Origin of the sequence: Enterococcus eurekensis, from assembly GCF_042654605.1 — a bacterium.
Lineage (GTDB): Bacteria > Bacillota > Bacilli > Lactobacillales > Enterococcaceae > Enterococcus_I > Enterococcus_I eurekensis.
The window spans coordinates 13537-37462 of the sequence record NZ_JBHSGT010000015.1 but is presented as its reverse complement, the minus strand read 5'-3'; the positions used below and the strand labels follow the sequence as shown (position 1 = coordinate 37462).

At 36.5% G+C, this 23926-nt stretch carries 25 protein-coding genes; 17 read left to right on the top strand and 8 right to left on the bottom strand.

Going from position 1 to position 23926, the window contains the following annotated elements:
• Positions 1 to 464 precede the first annotated feature (464 nt).
• The 10 genes from rplS (at position 465) to ACFO3L_RS02360 (ending at position 7635) form a co-directional block, all read left to right on the top strand.
• Positions 465 to 812: a 50S ribosomal protein L19 gene (gene rplS / locus ACFO3L_RS02405; RefSeq protein ID WP_379963467.1), complete on the top strand. Its 348-nt coding sequence runs from the start codon at positions 465 to 467 to the stop codon at positions 810 to 812.
• Between the two features lie 505 nt (positions 813 to 1317).
• Positions 1318 to 1884, top strand: a complete 567-nt coding sequence (gene amaP, locus ACFO3L_RS02400) for an alkaline shock response membrane anchor protein AmaP (RefSeq protein ID WP_379963466.1) — start codon at positions 1318 to 1320, stop codon at positions 1882 to 1884.
• A gap of 15 nt (positions 1885 to 1899) precedes the next feature.
• A complete protein-coding gene (locus ACFO3L_RS02395; RefSeq protein ID WP_379963464.1) occupies positions 1900 to 2076 on the top strand; it encodes a DUF2273 domain-containing protein in 177 nt (58 codons plus the stop codon).
• A 28-nt stretch (positions 2077 to 2104) separates the two neighbouring features.
• Positions 2105 to 2710 (top strand): Asp23/Gls24 family envelope stress response protein, encoded by a 606-nt coding sequence (locus ACFO3L_RS02390; protein ID WP_379963462.1) that lies wholly within the window; start codon positions 2105 to 2107, stop codon positions 2708 to 2710.
• Between the two features lie 48 nt (positions 2711 to 2758).
• A complete protein-coding gene (locus ACFO3L_RS02385) occupies positions 2759 to 2965 on the top strand; it encodes a CsbD family protein (protein WP_379963460.1) in 207 nt (68 codons plus the stop codon).
• Between the two features lie 377 nt (positions 2966 to 3342).
• Positions 3343 to 4248: a diacylglycerol/lipid kinase family protein gene (locus ACFO3L_RS02380; RefSeq protein WP_379963458.1), complete on the top strand. Its 906-nt coding sequence runs from the start codon at positions 3343 to 3345 to the stop codon at positions 4246 to 4248.
• A gap of 21 nt (positions 4249 to 4269) precedes the next feature.
• Positions 4270 to 4569, top strand: a complete 300-nt coding sequence (locus ACFO3L_RS02375; RefSeq protein WP_379963456.1) for a DUF4298 domain-containing protein — start codon at positions 4270 to 4272, stop codon at positions 4567 to 4569.
• A 50-nt stretch (positions 4570 to 4619) separates the two neighbouring features.
• Positions 4620 to 5282 carry a YcjF family protein gene (locus tag ACFO3L_RS02370; RefSeq protein ID WP_379963454.1) on the top strand — a complete coding sequence of 221 codons (663 nt, stop codon included), beginning with the start codon at positions 4620 to 4622 and terminating at the stop codon, positions 5280 to 5282.
• 164 nt (positions 5283 to 5446) lie between these two features.
• Positions 5447 to 6163, top strand: coding sequence for a winged helix-turn-helix domain-containing protein (locus ACFO3L_RS02365; protein WP_379963452.1), 717 nt, complete (start codon positions 5447 to 5449; stop codon positions 6161 to 6163).
• Positions 6163 to 7635 carry an ATP-binding protein gene (locus tag ACFO3L_RS02360; RefSeq protein ID WP_379963450.1) on the top strand — a complete coding sequence of 491 codons (1473 nt, stop codon included), beginning with the start codon at positions 6163 to 6165 and terminating at the stop codon, positions 7633 to 7635. Before ACFO3L_RS02365 ends, ACFO3L_RS02360 begins: the two co-directional genes overlap by 1 nt.
• Here ACFO3L_RS02360 and ACFO3L_RS02355 read toward each other — a convergent pair.
• Both ACFO3L_RS02355 and ACFO3L_RS02350 read right to left on the bottom strand, forming a co-directional pair.
• Positions 7632 to 8330 (bottom strand): hypothetical protein, encoded by a 699-nt coding sequence (locus ACFO3L_RS02355; protein WP_379963448.1) that lies wholly within the window; start codon positions 8328 to 8330, stop codon positions 7632 to 7634. The genes ACFO3L_RS02360 and ACFO3L_RS02355 overlap by 4 nt on opposite strands.
• Positions 8331 to 8443: 113 nt before the next feature.
• Entirely contained in the window at positions 8444 to 10612 is a 2169-nt protein-coding gene (locus tag ACFO3L_RS02350; protein WP_379963446.1) for an LTA synthase family protein, read from the bottom strand.
• A gap of 248 nt (positions 10613 to 10860) precedes the next feature.
• Here ACFO3L_RS02350 and ACFO3L_RS02345 point away from each other — a divergent pair, with 248 nt between their 5' ends.
• From ACFO3L_RS02345 to ybaK, 3 genes are read left to right on the top strand one after another with little or no spacing between them, the layout of a single operon-like run.
• Entirely contained in the window at positions 10861 to 12027 is a 1167-nt protein-coding gene (locus ACFO3L_RS02345) for a class I SAM-dependent rRNA methyltransferase (protein ID WP_379963444.1), read from the top strand.
• 15 nt (positions 12028 to 12042) lie between these two features.
• Positions 12043 to 12777, top strand: a complete 735-nt coding sequence (gene aroD, locus ACFO3L_RS02340) for a type I 3-dehydroquinate dehydratase (protein WP_379963442.1) — start codon at positions 12043 to 12045, stop codon at positions 12775 to 12777.
• 16 nt (positions 12778 to 12793) lie between these two features.
• Positions 12794 to 13291, top strand: coding sequence for a Cys-tRNA(Pro) deacylase (gene ybaK, locus ACFO3L_RS02335; protein ID WP_379963440.1), 498 nt, complete (start codon positions 12794 to 12796; stop codon positions 13289 to 13291).
• Between the two features lie 45 nt (positions 13292 to 13336).
• On the opposite strand, the gene ACFO3L_RS02330 is transcribed toward ybaK, so the two are convergent.
• Positions 13337 to 14602: a BaiN/RdsA family NAD(P)/FAD-dependent oxidoreductase gene (locus ACFO3L_RS02330; protein ID WP_379963438.1), complete on the bottom strand. Its 1266-nt coding sequence runs from the start codon at positions 14600 to 14602 to the stop codon at positions 13337 to 13339.
• Between the two features lie 124 nt (positions 14603 to 14726).
• On the opposite strand from ACFO3L_RS02330, the gene gdhA reads away from it, so the two are divergent.
• Both gdhA and ACFO3L_RS02320 read left to right on the top strand, forming a co-directional pair.
• On the top strand, positions 14727 to 16073 hold the full coding sequence (gdhA, locus tag ACFO3L_RS02325; RefSeq protein ID WP_379963436.1) for an NADP-specific glutamate dehydrogenase: 1347 nt from the start codon (positions 14727 to 14729) through the stop codon (positions 16071 to 16073).
• 80 nt (positions 16074 to 16153) lie between these two features.
• Complete coding sequence (locus tag ACFO3L_RS02320) at positions 16154 to 17500, top strand: glucose-6-phosphate isomerase (protein WP_379963434.1); 1347 nt, start codon at positions 16154 to 16156, stop codon at positions 17498 to 17500.
• A gap of 63 nt (positions 17501 to 17563) precedes the next feature.
• On the opposite strand, the gene ACFO3L_RS02315 is transcribed toward ACFO3L_RS02320, so the two are convergent.
• The 4 genes from ACFO3L_RS02315 to ACFO3L_RS02300 form a co-directional block, all read right to left on the bottom strand.
• The gene (locus ACFO3L_RS02315) at positions 17564 to 18568 is read right to left on the bottom strand and encodes a YeiH family protein (protein ID WP_379963432.1); all 1005 of its coding nucleotides are present in this window, start codon (positions 18566 to 18568) and stop codon (positions 17564 to 17566) included.
• A 104-nt stretch (positions 18569 to 18672) separates the two neighbouring features.
• Entirely contained in the window at positions 18673 to 19266 is a 594-nt protein-coding gene (locus ACFO3L_RS02310; RefSeq protein WP_379963430.1) for a TVP38/TMEM64 family protein, read from the bottom strand.
• Positions 19267 to 19365: 99 nt separating this feature from the next.
• On the bottom strand, positions 19366 to 19800 hold the full coding sequence (locus ACFO3L_RS02305; RefSeq protein WP_379963469.1) for a threonine/serine exporter family protein: 435 nt from the start codon (positions 19798 to 19800) through the stop codon (positions 19366 to 19368).
• Positions 19797 to 20552, bottom strand: a complete 756-nt coding sequence (locus ACFO3L_RS02300) for a threonine/serine exporter family protein (RefSeq protein WP_379963428.1) — start codon at positions 20550 to 20552, stop codon at positions 19797 to 19799. Before ACFO3L_RS02300 ends, ACFO3L_RS02305 begins: the two co-directional genes overlap by 4 nt.
• 224 nt (positions 20553 to 20776) lie before the next feature.
• On the opposite strand from ACFO3L_RS02300, the gene ACFO3L_RS02295 reads away from it, so the two are divergent.
• Complete coding sequence (locus ACFO3L_RS02295; RefSeq protein WP_379963426.1) at positions 20777 to 21328, top strand: TetR/AcrR family transcriptional regulator; 552 nt, start codon at positions 20777 to 20779, stop codon at positions 21326 to 21328.
• A 49-nt stretch (positions 21329 to 21377) separates the two neighbouring features.
• On the opposite strand, the gene ACFO3L_RS02290 is transcribed toward ACFO3L_RS02295, so the two are convergent.
• On the bottom strand, positions 21378 to 22181 hold the full coding sequence (locus ACFO3L_RS02290) for a Cof-type HAD-IIB family hydrolase (protein ID WP_379963423.1): 804 nt from the start codon (positions 22179 to 22181) through the stop codon (positions 21378 to 21380).
• A gap of 282 nt (positions 22182 to 22463) precedes the next feature.
• Between ACFO3L_RS02290 and ACFO3L_RS02285 the strand changes: the two genes are divergently transcribed.
• Complete coding sequence (locus ACFO3L_RS02285; protein ID WP_379963421.1) at positions 22464 to 23903, top strand: NCS2 family permease; 1440 nt, start codon at positions 22464 to 22466, stop codon at positions 23901 to 23903.
• Positions 23904 to 23926 lie beyond the last annotated feature (23 nt).

The following is a 23926-nucleotide window of genomic DNA, read 5'->3' as shown; positions in this document are numbered from 1 at the left end:
TAATGGGCTATGCAACACCTGCAGAACGCCTGCAGGAAGAGTTAGCTAAGTTACAAGCAGCTTAAGGTATTTTGTTGGTTTTATAGGATAAGAGAACAGCTTAGCTGAGTCAAGAGCCGCTTCGCTCCTTCTCTTGACTCAGCCAACCTATTCTCTTGAGTCAGAACCACCAACAACTCACCTGAAAAATGGTAAGGGACGAAATACACACTGCCGACAAAGGCTTCAAACCATTGGTAATACTGGATTATTGAGTAATTCGCTGTCTATAAAGGTTTTAAAAATTTTTTATGCATTTGATATTGCAATTAAGCACAGTAAGATTTTTTCGGAATGACAAGAAAATTCTCTTTACAGGGTATAAGCAATATGTTATGATATATCGGTGAGTGAAAAGCTCATCTATTACGATATTCCGCTGAAGTTTTTACTTTAAGAATGTTTGGAAATAAGGAGAAAATCAAATGAATCCATTAATTCAAGAATTAACACAAGAACAACTACGTTCAGACATCCCTGCATTCCGCCCTGGAGATACAGTACGCGTGCATGCTAAAGTTGTCGAAGGTACTCGCGAACGTATCCAGCTTTTTGAAGGTGTTGTAATCAAACGCCGTGGCGCTGGAATTAGCGAAACTTTCACTGTACGTAAAGTTTCTAATGGTGTTGGTGTGGAACGTACATTCCCATTACACACTCCACGTGTTGCTCAAATCGAAGTTGTTCGTTACGGTAAAGTTCGTCGTGCGAAACTATACTACTTACGTGCGTTACACGGAAAAGCAGCTCGTATCAAAGAAATCCGTCGTTAATCTATCGTTATATAACGAAGCTAAAACCCTTGATAATTCAAGGGTTTTTTTGTGTTTTCGTTTATATTGTTTGTTAATTAAGTACTTAAGTGACCGCATAAATTCAAAAGGGGCAGAAAAAGGGGGAAGCTGTTATAAAAGGTTTCAGAATACTTTGTGGTTTTTCACGCATTCCTTCGGTGACATGCAGATAGATTTGTTCTTCAATGCGCTATCTTCATAACCGATGCGATTTTGTATTACGTAAACGGGCGTCTGGTTTTAGCTAATTTCGATAGATGTGCGAGCCTAAAAATGGGTGTACACTTATTTATCAAACAAAAATAATAGTAATTCCATTTTTGACTGACCATTATTGACCAGCCTTGAAGGGGTGTCCTACCAGTCTTTTAACTTTTTTTGGAAATGCGTAATTCATAATTCTTTACGAAATTTATATTGTTCTATATACTTTCTATATGAGGAAGCGCTTTCAAAAAAATCGTCAAAGATTGGAGGAATATTTATGACAAAAATACAGAAAATCATTTTGATTTTACTGAACGTCGTTTTCTTTTTCTACATTGTGGTCGTTTCACTGTCGCTTTATCCAATAATGGCTTTACCAATGGACTTACAATTTTTTAGTCAGCTTATTTTAAAGAATACGCTTTTACTACAGCTCGTGTTTTGGATGTCAATGGCTATGGGAATTGTTTCCATTATAATCTTTCTCTATTTAATATTATACCCAAGACGAGAAAGCAAATTCGTGGTTCCCGGTACAAATGGTTCTTTAACCATTGATAAAAGTGCCATTGAAGCTTTAACAAAAGCCAGTTTGGATGAAAAAAACTTTATCACTTCTCCAAGGGTGAAAGTATCTGCGATTCGAAAAAAACTTCATATCAGCGTAATTGGGGAATTAAAGCGAACATCTCATTTGATTAATCAAGAAGAAGCATGGAAGAATCATTTAAGAAATGACATAAGAAGATTGCTTGGAGAAGAAAAAGACATCAAGATTGATATTGATCTTTTTAATTCTTATAAAGAAAGCAATACAGATAAAAGGGAAACACGGGTTATATGAAAGGAGACAAATTGAATGAGAAACGTGATAGAAGATTATAAGTTACCCATTATTGGTGGAATTATTGGCTTGTTAATTGGTGTATCAATCGTAAGCTTCGGTTTCTTCAAGACTTTATTTGTCTTAATACTCGTCGGAATCGGCCTAGGCATTGGTTACTACATCCAGCAAGTTAGGATGTTTAACAGATAAATAAAATAAACATTAGGAGGAAATGATTATGGTAAATTCAATAGATCCAGTAAACCCAGCTAAACCAACCAACCCGGAACATCCAATTAATCCAACGGTTCCTGGGAAAGTAACATCTACAGTTAATGATGGCACGCTTGGTGCCATCAGAGGTGAATTGACCTTTGACGATAAAGTGGTTCAAAAAATCATAGGGATTGCATTAGAAGAAATTGATGGCCTATTGACCGTTGATGGTGGATTCTTTTCTAATATTGCAGAAAAATTAGTAAATACGGATAACGTTGCCTCTGGCATTCATGCAGAAGTTGGTAAAGAACAAGTAGCTGTAGATATGGATGTAGTCGTTGAGTATGGGAAAGATATTCGAGAAATTTATCAAAAAATGAAAGGACTAATCTCCACTGAAGTTGAAAAAATGACGCATTTAGAAGTGATTGAAGTTAACGTAAACGTATCTGATATCAAAACAAGAGCTGAATTCGAAAAAAGTCGAGAAACGGTCCAAGATAAAGTGACCAATGCAGCAGCGTCAACGAGTGATTACATGGCAAAACAAACAGTAAAGCCACCGATGTCACCTGATAAAAGAGGCTATAGCCCTGAAGGTCCAATGGAACCGCGTGTTAAATAAAGGGCCTAGACAGAAATGAAAATATGGAAAATTTAAGGAGGAACCATTTTGAAAGATAAAGGATTAGGAGATAAAATTAAAGGAAAAGCAAAAGAAGTGACAGGAGAAGTAACAGGTAACCGTAAAATGAAAGCAGAGGGAATTGCTGATCAGAAAGTTGGGGAAATGAAAGAAGCGGCCAACGATACGAAAGAAAAAATTAAAAGAAAAGCAGAAGAATTAGAAATAGAACGAGGAAAAAGATACGACAACTAGTTTTTTTGAAAAAAAGTTGTCTAATAAATTATTTGAGCCTAGCAAAAAGCGGTGAGGAGCTATTTGCTAGGCTCTTTGTCAAATTGGACTGATGGCTAACATTAAGGCACGTATCACTAGAAAAGTATTTTTTTGTGATACGTGCTTTTTTTCGACGGAATGACAATTTGGGTGTAATTGAAAAGGTCTTTTTTATTTGCCTTGCTTAATTTGGCAAGCAATAGAAAACTAGAACGTTGTAATGTAATTTTAGTTTCTATAAATGTTTTGTGTTTTTCAATCACTATTTTTGACGGCTAGAGTTCTTGTCATTTACAATAGAGATTAGTTATCTTATTGAATAGATGGCGAAAAACTTATATTGGAGGCGTCAGTCAATGAAAAAAGTCGTTTTAATTATTAACCCAAGTTCTGGTGGTGAAAAAGCTAAAGAGTACGAAGCGTTGGCGAAAGAAAAGTTGGAACAATTTTTTGATACCGTGCAAATTCGATATACCCAAAAAAGCGGTGATGCAAAAAAATTTGCAAGAGAAGCTGCCCTAGAACAATATGATAGTGTGATTGTAATGGGCGGCGATGGGACTGTTAATGAGGGAATTAGTGGTCTTTCGGAGCAGGAATATCGTCCCAAGTTTGGTTTTTTCCCACTAGGAACGGTAAATGATTTGGCTCGAGCATTATCCATTCCACTTGATCCTAAAGAGGCTATTAAAAACTTTTCATTAGATCAAACAACAATGTTAGATGTCGGAAAAATCAATCAAGATTATTTCATGAATGTTGTCGCTGTTGGGACAATTCCGGAAGCAATTAATGATGTTGATAGTGAGGATAAAACCAAACTTGGAAAGTTTGCCTATTTTATTTCAGGCATGAAAGAGTTACTTAATACAGAATCTCATTTATTTCATTTAACGATTGATAACCAAGAAAAAGAAATTAAAAGTAGTACGATTTTGATTGGGCTAACAAACTCAATTGGTGGTTTTGAACATTTATTGCCAGAAGCGAAAGTCAATGATGGCTCGTTGCATCTAATCTATTTAAAAGATCAATCATTAGTTGATACGGTTAAAAGTCTTCCTGACCTACTGAAGGGCGTGCAAGATTCAACTGAAAATATAGTTTATCTGACCTTTAAAGAGTTACGGCTTTCGTTAGTTAATCCAAATGAATCATTAACGACTAATATTGATGGCGATGAAGGGGATGCTTTACCCATCGAAGTTGAAATTTTACCATCCCATCTAACCGTTTATAAGGGAGAGACAATTGATGAATAATAAAAAGTGGAGTGAGGTAGAATGAGCGAGTACAGACATCTAATCAAATATGAACAGATACTAAATACGCATGATGAAAAACTTCAAGAATTAATACAGCTCCTCGATTTTTTTGAAGAAAACGGTGAGCAATTCAAGGCATTAATGAGTTATTATGCTTCTGAACAAAGAGAACAAGATTTAGAAAAAGAAAATCAAGGTTTGATTCCTGAGCGAATTCATCGAGGCGTACTTTCAGAGGATGCTATATATAATCTCTATGCGGATTACAGAGAACAAGCTTTACGCATGTTAGAAATTGGAACAACGTTTTTTAAATAATAAGGGTGAATCGTCGATAGGTTAGTTTGAGTGAATAAAGGAGCGTCAACATGCGGAAAATATTTTACAAAAAGCAAAATTTAAAAAAACCAACATCTTTAGATGAACAGTTAGATAAACAAGAGTTCGAATCGTTTTTTACTGAAGTTTTAGGTCGTTTACCACAAAAAACAGCGAATGCCGTGTCTAATACGTACCAAAAATCTAAAGACCAAACAGAAGCAATTGTCGTACAAAGTAAAAAGCAATTTAATGGCGTTTTTGATGAATTTTTAACAGGTGTTGATGAAGAGGTACGTAAAAAATGCCATCGTACTATCCATGCAGCTTCACTGACTGCAGCGATTATCGGTTGTTCGCCGATTCCTTTTTCTGATGCTATCTTATTAGTGCCTGTACAAATCACGATGATGGCGCGATTGCATAAAATATTTGGCCAATCGTGGACTAAAAGTTTAGCTAAAAGTATGTCGAAAGAATTGATTGTAGTGGGTCTCGGTAAAAGTGCGGTTGGAAATATAATGAAGATAATCCCAGCGGTTGGAACGGTAGCAGGTGCCGCCGTTAATGCAACAGTTGCAAGTGTGATTACAGAGGCGCTCGGTTGGGTAACGGTTAAAATGTTAAATGATGGAGAAGACTTATTTCAAGAATTAACGTCTTTTAGGGGACAATTTAAGTCGCTTTTCCAACTTTTAAAAAAAGTAAAATAATTAAGATGAAAGAAAGCAACTAAAAAATAAGAGTTGTTTTCTTTTTTTATTAAAAGGTATGAAGAAATATCAAATCTTTTTCAAAAAAATAGGGAATAACTTGGTGGTTTCCCATAAGTCTAGTATACTTAAAATCAGAAAGAAGAGTAAAATGAGGTGCAAATATGAAATTATTAATGATTGAAGATAATGAGTCAGTCTCAGAAATGATGCAAATGTTTTTTTTAAATGAAGGCTGGGATGCAACCTTTAAGTTTGATGGTAGAGAAGGGCTAGATGCATTTTTAGCGAGTCCTAAAGAATGGGATATGATTACGCTTGATTTGAATTTACCAAGTTTAGATGGGATGATGGTCGCACGCGAAATTCGTAAAGTTTCTAAGACAGTTCCGATTATTATGTTGACTGCCCGTGACTCCGAAAGTGATCAAGTGATTGGACTTGAAATGGGCGCAGATGACTACGTAACGAAACCTTTCAGCCCGATTACACTAATTGCTCGAATTAAAGCGTTGTATCGCCGTAGCGAGATTATTGAAGCATCGGTCGCTGATAAAACCGATGATTTGTCTTTTGATATTGAAACGCAACATTTTAAAATGAATACGAAAACACGTGAGGCCTATTTAGATGAAGAGCTAATTGAAGGGTTAACACCTAAAGAATTTGATTTACTTTATACATTAGCTAAAAAACCGCGTCAAGTGTTCTCAAGAGAGCAATTGTTGGAATTAGTTTGGGATTACCAATATTTTGGTGATGAACGAACAGTTGATGCGCATATCAAAAAATTACGTCAAAAAATTGAGAAAGTGGGTCCGCAAGTGATCCAAACCGTTTGGGGAGTAGGATACAAATTTGATGATTCAGGTGTTGCCTAATGCGTTATTTATACCAGCAACTTTTAGCCTTTTGGTTTGTCATTTTTGTCACCTTAATTACTTCAGGAGTGGCGTTTACGCAATTAACCAAGCAATCAATTGAAACGAATAATTATCGACAATTATTTGGTTATGCAGATGCCGTTTCGAAAATTTCTGAAGAACTAAGTACAACCTCGGATTTGAATGATTGGGATTTAATTATCTCGCGTTCACTACGCATATCAGAAACGATGTTAAATCAACAAGGGGTCAACTTTATTTTTGTCAATAATCAAGGCGAAGTGACGTATCCTAAAAATAATACGGTTCCAATTAAATTTCAGCTGCCTAGTGAATCATGGGAAAGTCTACAAGCTGGCGAAAGACAACAACTGACTTCTGAAAAAAATATTTATGGTGAGAAAGAACCAACGGCTTACGCCTTTGTTCCATTTAATTTGAATAGTCGATTTTTTGGCGCATTAATTGTCACACAGCCGGCGCAAAATATTCAAGATACCGTTAGTGAATTTTCAGTCAACTTACTCAAAGGTTTTGCTTTATCTGGCATTTTTGCGATAGTTGTCAGTTATGGTTTTGCTAGTTTCCAAGTTCACCGGATTAATCGAATGAAGAAGGCGACGAAAGAAGTTGCCAACGGAAATTTTGATAGTATATTACCGGTTCATCACCGCGATGAATTTGATGAGTTGGCCGAAGATTTTAATAAAATGACCGTGTCACTAAAAGAATCACATGAGGAAATTGATCGACAAGAAGAACGCCGAAAACAATTTATGGCTGATGCATCCCACGAGATGCGAACACCACTAACTACGATTAATGGTTTGTTAGAAGGATTCCAACATCAAATGATTCCAGAAAATCAAAAAGAAAATGCGATTCGTTTAATGAAAAATGAAACAGAACGCTTAATTCGTTTAATTAGTGAAAATCTAGACTACGAAAAAATTCGGACCAATCAAATTTCAATGGTTATAAAAAAATTCGATGGGACGGAAACGTTTCGTCAATTATTTATTCAGTTAAAAAATAAAGCAGAAAGCTCGAATAACCAATTAATTTTAGAGACGGAAGAACCCGTTGAAGTTTTTGCTGATTATGACCGCTTTGTCCAAATCGTCGTCAACATTTTACAAAATGCGCTTCAGTTTACTGAAAATGGTGAAGTACGTGTCAGACTAGAAAAAGGCCATTTAGAAACAATTATTTCTATTTCAGATACTGGAATTGGAATGACAGAGGAAGATTTAGTGAATATTTGGGATCGCTATTATAAGGCAGATCCTTCACGTAAAAATCGTAAGTTTGGTGAATCAGGATTAGGCTTACCGATTGTCCAACAACTCGTTCTTTTACATAATGGACGAATTGAAGTAACAAGTGAAATCGGAAAAGGTACGACCTTTACGATTCACTTCCCAGATGTCGATCTAGCTGAAATAAATGAAAAAACCAAGCCCTCTTAAATTGAAGGCTTGGTTTTTTCTCGGTGTGCAAGCCAGAAAAGATGGCTCATGGTTACTAAGCTATTGATACTAATTAGTAAAACTGAAAATGAGAGACCTGACTTTAAGAAGCTTTTACAGAAAAGGCGAGTCCATTTTTCTGGTGAAAAATAAAAAAGGTGTTCAAAAACTTGTTGCATAGTCGTAAAACGTAGCACGATATGGTTCGATGAGGATTCAACTAATGTACTTTTCAAAAGATTAGTGATTTTAGCTGAATGGCTTGCCAAGGAACTATGGGTCTGAATGATAGTATCTTGATAAATCGACGGAAAAAGTAAGAGTGTTAAAAAAATTGTTAGTAGCGCCACACCGAATAAAAAGCTATTATCCAACAAGCGCTGACGAACAATTGTACGTTTGGTTGATTGTTGGCGTATTTTTTCAATTGTTTTTTTATTTAGCCATTGTTGGTAGATGAAAAATCCAAAAAATGCAATAGAAAGCGTAATTAATAAGTGTCCTTTCATTTGAGTATAGCTTGCTAATAATTCGTCTACAATCGGAGAAAGTGACTCGTCACTTATTTTTACGCTATCTAATGAAAGAATTAGCGTGTTTAGTATAAAATAAATGCAAAACAAAAGAATTAACCCAATAAAAAATAGTGAATGCAAACTAAAAGACCGAATTGATTGCTTTTTGAATTTAGCCAATACCTAAGGACACCTCCTTCTATTTTCTTTTATCATAATGAAAGAATTTGAAGGAATTATGAAGTGTGGATAAAAAAAAAGAGAATTTCCGAAGAAATTCTCTTTTTTTTGGCTTATTCATTTGTTACAGCTTCAGTTACTGGTGTATCATTAGTCGCCTCATCTACAGAATCCCCCGTACTAGGAGCTGCATATTCTTGATAAGATTGTGTCTGATACTGATCAACTGTGGATTGATTGTTATTCTTTGAGTAAAGCGAAGTTGAGTCTTTCCCTAAAGCTTTTTCCAAATCTTGTAATCGAGTTAAGCTATCTTTATAAGAAAAGGCTTCAGGATTCACTGGGTCAATGTTACTGCCAGTATAAAAGCGTAACAAATCACCATTGTTAATTTGATCAGAAGTATCTAATTGACGACTTACTCGTTCATGCATCTGTTCAACATGTCGCGTTTCTTCTTCGGTCAAATCTTGGGCAACTGCTTGTGTTTCGTTATCGTAAAGGACACCACCGTAATAAGTGTATTTAGGTGACATGAATGAACCGTCACGGAAGGCAACTAGTTCTTCTTTTTCATCAGAGAAAAGGTCTTGGCCTAATTGAATGTAGTTGCTTGTATCGATACCAAGTAAGTGTAGCAAGGTTGGTAAAGCATCAACTTGACCACCGTAAGTGTGATTGATCCCGCCTTTTGTTTGACCAGGTACGTGAATCATGTAAGGTACACGTTGCATTTGTGCATTATCAAAATCAGTCCAAGTATCACTTGTTTTACCAACTAATTCTGCTAGTGTATTGTTACGGCCATTAGATATACCATAGTGGTCACCGTATAAAACAAAGACTGAATTTTCATAAAGACCAACTTTTTTTAAGTAAGTGAAGAATTCTTCAACGGCTTTGTCCAAGTAGTTAGCTGTTGCAAAATAACCGTTAATCGTACTATCAGAAGTATTAGCCATTGGGAACCCAGCATCTTCATTAGTGAATTCGGCATAGGGGTAATGGTTTGATACAGCAATGAATTTTGAGTAAAACGGCTGTTGCATATGTTCTAGATATTGAACAGATTGTTCAAAGAATGGTTTATCATGTAAACCATATTGGAATGAATTGGATTCATTGACATCATAATATGAAGCATCAAAGAAATTTTCATATCCGAAATGGGTATATGTTTCATTGCGATTCCAGAATGTTTTTGAGTTACCATGGAAGACAGCACTTGAGTAACCAGCTTCTTGCGATAAAATATGTGGTGCCGCTTCAAAAGTATTTTTACCACCAAGTTGCGCAAAGAAAGCGCCTTGGTTTAGGCCGAATAAAGAAGTTTCCATTAAGGTTTCGGCATCGCTTGTTTTACCAGCTTTGACTTGATGGAAAAAGTTGTCGAAGCTGAAAGTACTATCCGAATGGAATAAGGAATTAACAAATGGCATGACTTCATGTTCAACGCCATTTTCATCTTTTAATTTGTAATCAATTAAAAACTGCTGCGTACTTTCCAAGTGAATATAAATCACGTTTTTTCCTTTTGCTAGACCGAAGTAATCTTCATTTGGCGCAGCATGGTGTTCTTTGACATACTCAGAAACTTCATTCATGTCATTCGGACTTGCCTCGGCTCGAACTTGGTTTGTATTATAGGTTTGGACCGCATCGTAGGCAGTAAAAGCGTTAAGACCTAAATACTTAACTAAGTAATCACGTGAAAATGTTCGAGTTAATAAACCAGAACGATCGGTTTCTGCTAAGAACAAATTACCTGAAAAAATCATAATTGATGCAGTTGTAAAAGCGATTGCCACACGTGCACGAATTGGGTTGGTGTCCAATTTAATTTTCTTACGAGCAAGGGAGTAAACAATGGCAAAAATATCAATTAGATAAAGAACGTCAATGGGTTCTAGTAAGTTTAATGTACTACTACCTAAACCACCTGTTACTTTACCGGCACCAAGGATGGTATTCACAGTAATAAAGTCAGTGAATTCACGGTAATAAAGAGCGTTCGCGAACAAGAGAATACTTATTAAAGAGTAGATAATCATAATTGTCACGTAAAAAGGTTTCGTACGTCTGACGTATAAAGAAATTGCCAGTAAAAATAGTGTTGTTGCAATTGGATTAATCAGTAAAATAAAATACTGAAATGGGCTTTCAATGCCCAAATTAAATACAGTAAAATAAGAAAAGATATTTTTGGCCCAAAATAAAATAGCTAGTAAACTGAAGAAGCCTAGGCGTGTATTTAAAAGGTTGGATTTTTTTACATTTTTCAAAGGAAAAGTCCTCTCTTTCTTGAAACTCGATGAAAATATTTTCAATCGTCCCTAACATTTTACTAATAGTCTAAATAAGTGTCAACTAAGGTGAGAAAGAAACGAGGTATTTTAATCGTTTCTTTAGTTATGCGACTAAAAATGTGAGGAAAAGAACTTTTACAAGATGCTCTTTGCTACTATCGAAAAGCGCGCTAGCTATGTTAAGATGAAAGAAAAGATAAAGCATAACAAAAGTAGGGGATTAAATGAAAATACAACTAACAACTCAAGGGAGTAAAAAAGTTCGCCAAGGCTATCCGTTGATTCAAAAAGAAGATTTAGCCAAAGGAGAAATGACGACTGACTGGGTAGAATTAACTTCACCACAGGGCGATTTTTTAGCAATGGGTTATTTAGGTAAACAAAACAAAGGCCTTGGCTGGGTTTTAAGTGATAAAAAGCAAGCGATTGACGAAAATTTTTTTGTCAGGCTTTTCCAAAAAGCCAAAATGAATCGACAAGTTTATTATCAAGATCAAACAACAACCGCTTTTCGCTTATTTAATGGCGAAGGCGATGGCCTAGGTGGGTTGATTATTGACTTGTATCAAGATTATGCCGTTTTTTCTTGGTATAATGATACACTTTATGGAAAAAAAGCAACAATCATCCAAGCGTTTCAAAAGGTCTTTCCCGAAGTTTTAGGGGCGTATGAAAAAGTTCGTTTTGAAAGTCAGTTACCTGAAAGCCAACTTTTATACGGTCAAACTGCAAGTGAACCATTAATTGTTCAAGAAAATGGGATTAATTATGCTACTTATATGAATGAAGGCTTGATGACCGGTATTTTCTTAGACCAAAAAGAAGTCCGTGGGGCATTGGTTGACGGTTTAGCAAGTGGTAAAACGGTCTTGAATATGTTTAGTTATACCGGCGCATTTTCAGTTGCGGCAGCGATGGGCGGTGCTTTACAAACGACGAGTGTCGATTTAGCGAAACGGAGTGTGCCGAAAACGAAGGAACAGTTTAGTGTCAATGGGGTGGATCCAGAAACCCAAAATATTCATGTGATGGACACGTTCGAATATTTCAAATATGCAAAACGTAAACATTTAACGTTTGATCTCGTTGTTTTAGATCCACCGAGTTTTGCTCGTAATAAAAAGAAAACATTTAGTGTGGCCAAAAATTATGGTGAATTAATAGAAGATAGTGTCAATTTATTAAATCAAAATGGAATGATCATTGCTTCAACGAATGCGGCAAATGTTTCGCCAAAACAATTCAAACAAATGATCGAAGAAGCCTTTTTAGCTAAAGGTGTCTCTTATAAAAAAGTAAAATCTTATGCTTTACCAAGTGATTTTGCGACAATTGCAACTTTCCCAGAAGGGGATTACTTAAAAGTTTATTGCTATGAAGTGAAAAAATAAAAGGAGCGTTCGTGGATGGAAAAAGAGAACTTAATAAATCATGGATTAAAAATTTGTGTTTCCTTAACTGCTACAGATAAAGATTCGTTATTGGCACAAGCGAAATTAATTGCCGATTCTACAGCAAATATTGCGGAGTGGCGGATTGATTATTATGACGACCGAGATGATTTTGAAAAAGTCATTGAAGTTTTACCAGCGTTAAAAGAAGAATTAGGTGAAAAACAATTACTTTTTACATTCCGAACACTCGAAGAAGGCGGCGAAGCAGAGATTAGCCTTCCTCGCTATAAAGAACTTTGTTTAACAATAGCACAATCAAAACAGATTGATTTAATTGATATTGAACTTGCGCGTGTTGAATTTTTAGGTCGACAATTTATTCAAGAAATCAAAAAAGAAGGCGTAAAAGTAATCCTAAGCAATCATGACTTTGAAAAAACACCCGATGATGCGACGTTAATTTTCCGGATTGGTGTGATGCATCAATTTGGTGCTGATATTGGAAAAATTGCTGCGATGCCACAAACATTGCAAGATGTTCTTCGGATTATGGGACTGGTGACAAAAGCACGCGGTTTTTATCAATTACCTTTAGCGATTATTTCAATGGGGAATTTAGGTAAAATCAGCCGTATCAGTGCGGGAGTGACCGGTTCGGTGTTAACCTTCGGTGCAATTGGTGAAGTTTCAGCACCAGGTCAAATCCCAGTGACTGAATTAACGCAGATGATTGAAAACTTAGCATAGAAAGAAGCCGATTAAAATGGCCAAAAAGAAAGAAAATAAGACCAATGCTTTAAGAAAGTTAGAACAACAAAAAATTTCTTATCTTGAACATCATTATGAGTGGAGCGAAGACCATTTAGGAGCTGAGGCGGTAACGGAACAATTAGTGACCAAAAATCCTGCTCAAATTTTTAAAACACTCGTGGCAGTTGGCAATGTCAGTGGAGTAATTGTTGCGGTGATTCCGAGTGATCGTACGTTAGATCTCAAGAAGCTGGCGAAAGCCAGTGGGAATAAACGTGTCGAAATGTTGAACTTGAGTGAGCTAGAAGTCACGACAGGTTATATTCGTGGAGGTTGTTCGCCGGTCGGCATGAAAAAATTATTCCCGACATTTTTAGATAACTCCGCTTCAGATTTTAAAACGATCATTGTTTCGGCTGGCCGTAGAGGCTTACAAATGGAAGTAGCGCCGCTCGATTTGGTTAAAGTGACAAAAGCACAGCTTGTAGCGATTGCCAATCAAAAAAGTTAGGAATCTCTTGTCAGAGGTGCCTAACTTTTTCTTATATGTGTAAGACTAATAGGAGAAGTAGCTAGCAATTTCAGCTGCATGAGCACCGGCACTATGTCCAGTACAAAAGGCAGCAGTAATATTAAAACCACCCGTGTAACCATTGATATCAATTAATTCCCCACCGAAAAAGAGGCCGGGCATTTTTTTACTTTCCATCGTTTTAGGATTAATTTCAGTTAATTCAACTCCGCCCCCAGTTACAAATGATTTTTCAATGGGGAACGTTTTGAATACTTTAATGGTAAAATGTTTCAAAATAGCAACCAATGCTTGCTTTTGGTCGTCAGTTAGTTGATTACTTGGGAGTTCACTAATTCCTAAGCGTTCAAGATAAAAAGTCATCATCCGTTCAGGTAAGAAGGAGCTTAAAGCGTTCTTAACCGTTTTTTTCGTATCAGCTAAGGCTGTTTCTAATTTTTTAGATAATTCATCGGCTGATAGGTCGGGGAAACAGTCTAAAATAGCAGCGACTTCATCTTGTGTTTCAAGTAATTGGTTGACGAATGAGGAACATCGTAAAGCAGCGGGACCTGAAATACCAAAATGGGTAAAGAGTAAATCCATTTTATGTTCAGTTACAACTTTTCCTTTGTCATTTTGAATCGTTAGTAAAATATCCCGTAAGGAAATCCCTTGTAGCGTTTTATCGGTAATAAAGGCCTCGTTTGAAAATAAAGCAGACTCGGTCGCATATAAAGGCGTGATATGATGCCCAACTTGTTTGGCTAGACGGTAACCATCGCCAGTTGCACCAGTGGAAGGGTAAGTCCGCCCTCCAGTTGTTAAAACGACGCAAGGGGCTTGGAAATCACCGGTTTCGGTTTTGACACCGGACATTTGATTGCCGTCGTGAATCAGTTTCGTGACAACGGTATTCATTGCAAACTCAACATTTAAAGCACGCATTCGTTCAACTAAAGCACCAACAATTGTTGCTGATTTATTCGTAACGGGGAACATTCGTCCGTGATCTTCTTCTTTTAATGCAACGCCATTTTCTTCAAAAAAGGCCATGACATCAAAATTATTAAATTGTGAAAAAGTACTGTATAGAAATTTCCCATTCCCTGGGATGTGACGAATTAAATCATCGACATCACGATTATTCGTGACGTTACATCGGCCGCCCCCGGTCATCAGTAATTTTTTACCAAAGCGTTTGTTTTTTTCAATCATCAAAACTCTGCTACCTTTTTCGGCTGCGGCAATCGCGGCCATCATGCCACTTGTCCCACCGCCGACGACGATTACATCATAATTTTTATCCATTATTACACTCCAATCATTCGATTTATAGAAAATTTTTTGAAAATTATAATTATTTACAGTCAAATTAATGAAAATTTTCTAATTATCTGATAAAATCATACTACCAAATATGGGAGGGATTTTCATGACAAATGCATCAGAATACGCTAAAAAAGTACAAGAAAAAATTCATCAAAGAAGTAACCATGAACCAGAATTTTTACAGGCGATTGACGAATTTTTGCCAACTATCATTCCTTTTCTAGAAAATCATCCGGAATATCAAGAACATAACATCTTATCTTTGATTACCGAACCTGAGCGCGTCATTCAATTCCGCGTACCGTGGATGGATGATAATGGCAATTGGCAAGTGAATCGTGGTTACCGAATTCAATTTAACTCGGCTTTAGGTCCATATAAAGGTGGCCTACGTTTTCACCCTTCTGTAAATTTAAGTGTCTTAAAATTCTTGGCTTTTGAGCAAATTTTTAAAAATGCTTTAACTGGGTTACCGATTGGTGGCGGTAAAGGTGGCAGTGACTTTGATCCTAAAGGTAAGTCAGATGCTGAAATTATGCATTTTTGTCAAAGCTTTATGACTGAATTAGCCAAATACATTGGACCAAACCAAGATATTCCAGCTGGAGACATCGGTGTTGGTAAACGTGAGATTGGTTATTTATTTGGGACGTATAAACGGATTAAACAATATGATGCAGGTGTTTTAACGGGGAAACCACTTGAATTTTGGGGCAGCCAAGGTCGTAAAGAAGCGACTGGTTATGGAGCTGTTTATTTTGCTAAGCATTTATTAGCGGATCTATCAGAAACGTTAGAAAATAAAAAGGCAATTGTCTCTGGTAGTGGAAACGTGGCAATTTACTGTATTGAAAAACTTTATCAATTAGGTGCCAAACCCGTTACTTGCTCGGATTCAAATGGTTTTATTTACGATAAAGCAGGTATTGATTTGGAACTATTAAAAGAGATTAAAGAAGTTCGGCGTGAACGTTTAACTGAATATGTGAAAGTCCGTCCGAATGCCCAATACATTGAAGGTTCTGTTTGGAATTTTGATGTCGAGGCTGAGCTGGCTTTCCCATGTGCAACACAAAATGAAATTAATCTTGATTCTGCTAAACGTCTAGTAGCGAATGGTATTCGAGTAGTTGCTGAAGGGGCGAATATGCCAAGTTCATTAGAAGCTGCTGATTGTTTTGTAGAAGCAGGCGTTTACTACTGTCCAGGAAAAGCAGCCAATGCAGGTGGAGTTGCTGTCTCAGCTTTAGAAATGAGTCAAAACTCTCAACGTTTACAGTGGGAAACCGAAGAAGTAGATGAACGCCTTGATGGAATTATGAAACATATTTATCAGAATTGTCGCGATACAGCAATTGAGCACGGTGCAAAAGATAATTTGATGTTGGGAGCAAATATTGCTGGCTTTGCAAGAGTCGCAGAAGCGATGCTAATTCAAGGTCTTGTCTAGTCAAGTTAGACTTGATAAATTTGTTTAAAAAAAGTAAAGTAGTAGTGTAGTGAAAAAATAAAAAAATGAGGGAGATAATCATGTCACATATTAAATTTGATTATTCAAAAGTTTCATCATTTATTAGAGACCACGAGTTAGCATACATGCAAACACAAGTAACCGCTGCTGATAAAGCATTACGTGAAAAAACAGGCCCGGGAAATGACTTTGTTGGCTGGATTGACTTACCAACAAATTATGACAAAGAAGAATTTGCTCGTGTTAAAGCAGCAGCTGAGAAAATCCAATCTGATTCAGAAGTATTAGTTGTTATTGGTATTGGTGGTTCATACTTGGGTGCACGTGCAGCAATTGAATTCTTACAACACTCATTCTATAACGTTTTACCAAAAGAAGCCCGTAAAACACCGCAAATCGTATTTGCTGGAAATTCAATTTCATCAACTTATTTAGCTGATTTAATTGAGTTGATTGGCGACCGTGATTTCTCTGTTAACGTAATCTCAAAATCAGGAACAACAACAGAGCCTGCGATTGCTTTTCGTGTCTTCAAAGAATTATTAATTAAAAAATATGGTCAAGAAGAAGCAAACAAACGTATTTATGCGACAACAGACCGTGAAAAAGGTGCCGTTAAAGTTGAAGCGGATGCAGCAAACTGGGAAACTTTTGTCATTCCCGATGATGTTGGCGGTCGTTTTACTGTCTTAACACCTGTAGGTTTATTACCAATTGCGGTAAGCGGTGCAGATATCGACGCTTTAATGTCAGGTGCAGCAGATGCCCAAGCAGAATACTCAAATCCTGATTTAACACAAAACCAAGCATACCAATACGCTGCTTTACGTAATATTTTATACCGTAAAGGTAAAGCGATTGAAATCTTAGTTAACTACGAACCTGGCATGCAATATTTCTCCGAATGGTGGAAACAATTATTTGGTGAATCTGAAGGAAAAGACCAAAAAGGAATTTATCCTTCAAGTGCGAACTTCTCAACAGATTTACATTCAGTAGGTCAAACAATTCAAGACGGTACACGTAACGTCTTTGAAACAGTCTTAAAAGTAGAGAATCCTCGTAAATCTGTTTCAATTCCATTACAAGATACAGATCTTGATGGTTTAGGTTACTTAGAAGGTAAAGATGTTGATTTCGTTAACACAAAAGCTTTTGAAGGAACATTACTTGCGCATACTGATGGCGATGTACCAAACTTCTTAGTGAAATTACCTAAAATGGATGCTTATACATTAGGTTACTTAGTCTACTTCTTTGAAATTGCCGTAGGTATTTCAGGTTACTTAAATGGTGTTAACCCATTTGACCAACCAGGAGTAGAAGAATACAAGAAAAATATGTTCGCCTTACTTGGCAAACCAGGTTTTGAAGAGTTAGCAAAAGAATTAAATGAACGCCTATAAATCATAAATAAAATCACCTTTCTCATTTACTATAATAGTGAATGAAGAAAGGTGATTTTTGGTTTAGAATAAGATGAAAATTAAAATAAGTGCAGCTATTGTTTGGAAGAGACCGACGGAAGTTCCATATAAAATAAATCGTGGCCCTTCTTGTAAGAAACGCATCAAATCTAAGCGTAAGCCAATCGCAGCCAAAGCAGTTGTTTCTAGCCAGTTACTAATCAATTTAACATTTTCTGAAACCCAACTTGGAATAGGTAGTAGGCTATTTAAGCAACACAAAATTAAAAATCCGACTAAATACCATGGGAGTGGGAATTTCTTTTTTTGTGTGGCTGTGGTTTGTTCCGTCGTTGAAGGTGCAGCAATTTTAGTGAAAAAATAAACGACTAACGCTAAACACATAATACGCATAATTTTAAACAGCATCGCATATTGGACAATTTCTTCGCTCAGTAAACTAGCACCGGCAACTACTTGTCCAACCGATTGTAACGTACCACCGAGGAGCGCACTGATTGCTAAAGTATCATCACCAAAAAGTCCACGACCGATAAAGGGCAAAGTTAACATCATTACCGTCCCAAGTAAATTAACTAAAGTAATGATTTGACCTTTTTCTTCTTCTTTGGCATGAATACCAGGGGCGATCGATGCAATCGCCGAAGAACCACAAACAGCATTGCCGCCAGCCATTAGTAACGAAGTTGTTTGGTTAAAACCAATCCGTTGACCGATTTTATAAGTGAAGAAAATCGTACCAGTCATAATAAATAAAATATAAAGTAATCCGCGAATCCCCATTTCAGCAATTGTTTGAAAGGTAACGGTCATTCCTAGTAAAACGACAGAAACTTCTAATAAACGACTTTCGGCAAACTTTGTTCCTTTTTGTAGTAATGATTGCTTAAAAACGGTATTTCCTAGAAAAATTCCGAATAAAATAGCGAGTGTCGCCCCACCTAATTGTGGCAAAAAAATAGCGGAGAACTTAGCCAAGGCGGCTACTAGAATGGACAATAGTAGACCTGGTACTATAGTATTTTTGTAACGTGTTAAAAAATTCAATGATACACCTCCAAAAGTTGATACTCTTATTATTAAATAAAGACCATTAAATTGCAACCTACCTTTTATCAAGGTGGGTGACAGTTTAACGGTCGATGTGACTTTTATATAAATTGACTAATAAGATTTGTTCCGTAGACGAGCGCCATACTATAAACAAAAATGGAGGCTGGTTTTCCTAGTAGGATAATCCAAGAAAAAGTTTTTAAAGACATATTGGTTAAGCCCGCAATTAAACAAAGTGCATCATCCGGTGCAAAAGGGAAAAAGATTGCTATTGCAAAAAGCTTATTAAAACGTCCTTGGTTATCGAACCAAGTAATGTATTTATCATACGTTTTTTCATTAATTAAACTTAAAACAAACGGTTTACCGTATTGGCGACCAAGTAAGAAAACGATAATGGAACCAATCACAATACCGATATAGTTATAGAAGAACCCGGCTACCGGACCAAATAATAAGACACCCGCTGCTGTAGAAACGCCTCCAGGAATAACGGGCACAACGACTTGTAAAATTTGGATTAAAATAAAGATAATAGGACCTAATATTATTTTATCGCCAACAATACTTTGCAGAGCGTTGAGATCGTCGAAGAGTCCGATTGAAAAGAAATAGACGGTTAAAGCAACCGAAAAGGCCATTCCAATCAAAGATATGAAATTAATAATCCGTCTGGAAGTTGCAGTACTCATTATAAAAACTCCTTTTTGTTTCATTTGATGATATTATATCCGCTAGTGTTCCAAAAGTCATACGTCTAAGGACCGATTTAATCATTCTTATTAATTTGATTAAACTTTTTGAAAACGAGCAACGATTTTTTCAACCAATGTTGTCATCACAAAACCACCAGCTATTGCTCCAGCCGTAACGGCCACAATCAACATATAGTAAAGACCTTTATCGCCATCGCCAATGACGATTTCACGAACTGCTAGATAAGCGGGCCCTCCAGGCACCAGTGGAACGAGACTTGGAACAATAAAAACGAGCATAGGGATTTTCTTCAAGCGTGAAAAAAAGATGCTCAGACAACCGATTAAAAAAGCTGCTATAAAATTTGAAAAACCTAGTGGGTAATCTGCCTCACGCATAAAAAAATAGACCATCCAGCCAAGACTGCCGATAAGACCACTCGCCAATAACGTTCTCCGTGGGACGTTCGTTAGTACACCGAATGAGACAGTACTCATAAAACTAAATAAAAAATGAATGAGTAACATTATAAAATTCCCCCCATAGTAATCAGAGCTGTCGCAATTCCAACGCCAATTGCAATGGCGATGATAATTGCTTCTGTCCCACGTACGAGTCCGCTGATCATGTGACTCGCTAAAATATCACGAAAAGAATTGGTAATAGCAACGCCCGGAACAAGTGGCATGACAGAACCAATAATAATATTGTCAGCTGAAAAAGCCAATTGCCAATGGACGGCTAGAATGGCAAAAAAGCCAATTCCAAATGCTGCAATAAAATAATCTAGATAAGCGACCTTTAAGAAGTCATGTGCATACGTCTTTAGTAAAAAGCCAAGACAGCCAATTAAGAACGTAGCGATAAAATCCATCCAAGTCCCATTGAAAATCAGCATTAACGTGCTACTCGTAATTCCGGCACAAACAATTTGTAGCCAAAAAGGGAATTGGGGAACTTTTTGATCAACTTTTTTTAAAGCGGTGCATAATTCAGACAAAGTAATCTTATGTGCTGCAAAATCACGAGATAATTGATTCACGGCGACAACTTTTTCTAAGTTATTTGAACGTTCACCAACATTTTCAATTTGTGTATGGTGGCTGTTTTTTAAACTGATAAAAATACCGGTTGCCGTAACATAGCTCACACTGTCGGTTCGACCACAACTATTGGCAATTCGGTTCATCGTATCTTCTACTCGATAAACTTCAGAACCACTTTCCATCATAATTTTCCCAGCCAGCAGGCAAGTTTCTAGTAGTAAATGTTCGGAATTCATTTGTCAGGCTCCTTAAAAATATTTAAGTAAAGGAAGGATTTTCTCCTAAATATGGATAGTGTACTATTTTAAAAGGGGACCGGCAAGAGGAAAAATGACTATAAAAGGTCAGTGGCTTGTTAAAAATAACAGCAGACCGAACTTCTATAATTAAAATACTTTTAATTTGATGTTATTTAAGTTAAAATAACATTAGTAAATAATTTCGGTCTGGGAGGGTTATTATGAGACGCAAAGTTTATACGAAAGATTATATTTTGAAGGCTGCCTATGAGTTAGTTGAAAAAGAAGGTTTTACGAACTTTACCGCGCGCAATGTAGCTAAGAAGATGGGAGTTTCCACACAACCGATTTACCTTGAGTTTGAGAATATGCAAGATTTAAAGACCACATTAATTGAGGACATTTTTACCGAGCTAAAACAAAGTATTTTTGTACAAGAACACACAGGTGACAAATTAGTCGATATTTGTATCAACTACATTGACTTCTCTCAAAAGAAACCGAAACTATTTATATCTTTATTTGTAGATGAATACGGTGGAGGTAAGCAGATGTATGAGACGTCTTACGAACATTTTAAAACAGCGATTAGAGAAGACACTTCATACAACGATTTAACCGAAGAGGATATTTCCGCTTTACATGATGGAACATGGATTACCATTACAGGTGTAGCCTCGTTGATGACTTCAGGAATTTTACAACCAAGTCGTCAACAAATTATTGAAATTATTCAGCATGCAATTGAAGGTATTATTTTGGTCAGAAAATAAAAAATAAAACTGTTTATGCCAAAAGAAAAAGGCGTAAACAGTTTTTTTGTTAGAGTGATAAGTATTTTTCTAAGTAATTCGCTAAGCCATCTTCATTATTATTTTGAGTAGTAACATCATTGGCCACGCCTTTTAATTGTTCTGTACCATTTTTCATTGCTACGCCCCAGCCCGCATATTGTAAAAGTTCTAAGTCGTTATGCTCATCACCAAAAGCAACCACGTCTTTTGTTTTAATTTTTAGTGAATCCGCAATCACAGAAACAGCCATCGCTTTTTGGACCCCTTTAGGGACAATTTCTAAAATAGCGTTCGGTCCACCCCAGGTGCGAACATCAATTTCGTTGTCAAATTGTGATTGTAATGAAGAGGCAACGTTTGCTGCAAATTCATGCTTCGTTTTAATCAGTAAAGACGTTGGATTTGAGGTCAAATTGCGTAATAGGTTGGCTTCAGAAACATTCTCTGAGGCAAAAAACATGCCTTCGAATTGCTCTAAAGTATCAATATAAAAAGTTTTGCGGTTTTCGGCAGCGACAAAATCAAGATTTAGTGCTTCTTTTTGAGCAAGAATTTCAAATGCGATTTCTTTGCTAAGCGAAATTTCACGTTCATATTCCCAAGTTTGACGAGGTTTATGTACTAAGCCACCATTAAAGTTAACCATTGGGGTCTCAAGTTTTAGTTGTTGATAAAAATGGTCACTCATTCGAAATGGGCGGCCAGTGGCGATACTCACATAATGTCCAGCAGCAGTTGCTTTATTCAAGACTTCTGCCGTTCTTGGACTAATTAGTGATTGGCTATTTAAAGTCGTACCATCTAGATCAATTGCGATTAATTTTTTTGTCATATCGTTCTCCTTGCATTTAATTGTTTATCTATGAAAATTTCTTGAAAGCTTGACTTACAGCCTTATTCTAACATAATTTCTTATTTTCACAAGGAGGCTGTTTGTTGTTGACATGAGGAGATCTGTCAAAGTTAGATAAACACGAACATTAATGAATAATTTTCGATTATTTGTTAGCATTCTGTTGAAAAAAAGAAAAATGGGCACTATACTCTTGAATGGTGATACAAATCAGCCGTTTTTTTAAAATAGTCTAAAACAAAAAGTAGGAGTGAATTTTTCATGGAAAAGTTTTTTAAATTGAAGGAGAACAAGACGAGTATTTCAACTGAAGTCGTTGCAGGTGCGACAACTTTCTTTGCAATGAGTTATATTTTATTCGTCAACCCAGCAATTTTGTCAGCTTCAGGAATGCCATTTCAAGCGGTTTTCTTAGCAACGATTATTGCATCTGTTATTGGTACATTGATTATGGGATTGTTTGCCAATGTTCCTTACGCACAAGCACCAGGTATGGGGCTAAACGCGTTCTTTACATTTACGGTTGTCTTTGGTCTAGGTTACTCATGGCAAGAAGCCTTAGCTATGGTCTTCATTTGTGGTCTTATTAATATTTTTATTACGGTAACAAAAATTCGTAAGTTAATTATTCGTGCCATTCCAGAAGGTTTACAAAATGCCATTGGTGGCGGGATTGGTATTTTCGTCGCTTATGTTGGGATTAAAAACGCCAATTTAATCAATTTCTCTGCAAGTGCTCCAGATATTACAGGATCTGTGGTTGAAAATGGTGAGGCAGTTAACGTAAATATCAATGGTGGTATTGTTCCAGCATTAGCAAACTTCAATAATCCAGCTATTTTATTATCCGTGATTGGTTTAGTTTTGATGACAATTTTAGTCGTTATGAATGTTCGCGGTGCGATTTTAATCGGAATTATTGGTACAACTGTTATTGGTGTTTTAATGGGAGTGGTTGATTTAGGAGCAATTGATTGGAAAGCTAATTCATTAAACAATTCGTTTTCTGAGTTAAAAATAACATTTGGGGCTGCTTTTGGTCCAGAGGGAATGCAATCATTGTTCTCAGATGCAGCAAAAATTCCTCAAGTCTTAATGACAATCATTGCGTTTAGTTTATCTGATACTTTTGATACTATTGGTACATTTATCGGGACAGGTCGTCGTACTGGTATTTTCACAAAAGAAGATGAAGAAGCGTTAGAAGACAGCAAAGGTTTTAATACAAAAATGGACCGTGCTTTGTTTGCCGATGCAGTTGCAACATCAATCGGTGCGATCTTTGGAACATCAAACACAACAACTTTTGTCGAGTCAGCAGCCGGAATTGGTGCGGGTGGTCGTACAGGTTTAACATCTGTGGTTGTTGCAGGTTTCTTCCTATTAAGTAGTTTCTTCTCACCGCTAATTGCCGTTGTTCCAGCACAAGCGACAGCGCCAGCTTTAATTTTAGTGGGTGTGATGATGATGGCTTCATTTAAAGATATTAACTGGACTTCATTAGAAGATGCGGTTCCAGCCTTCTTTGCTTCAATCTTTATGGGCTTAGCATATAGTATCTCTTACGGAATTGCTGCAGGATTTATTTTCTATGCAATTGTTAAAGTCGTTAAAGGAAAAGTGAAAGAAATCTCTCCAGTTTTATGGGTTGTCAATTTACTATTCATTTTAAACTTTATTATTTTAGCTTTCCTTGGCTAAAAATAATTACACAAAAGAAACGA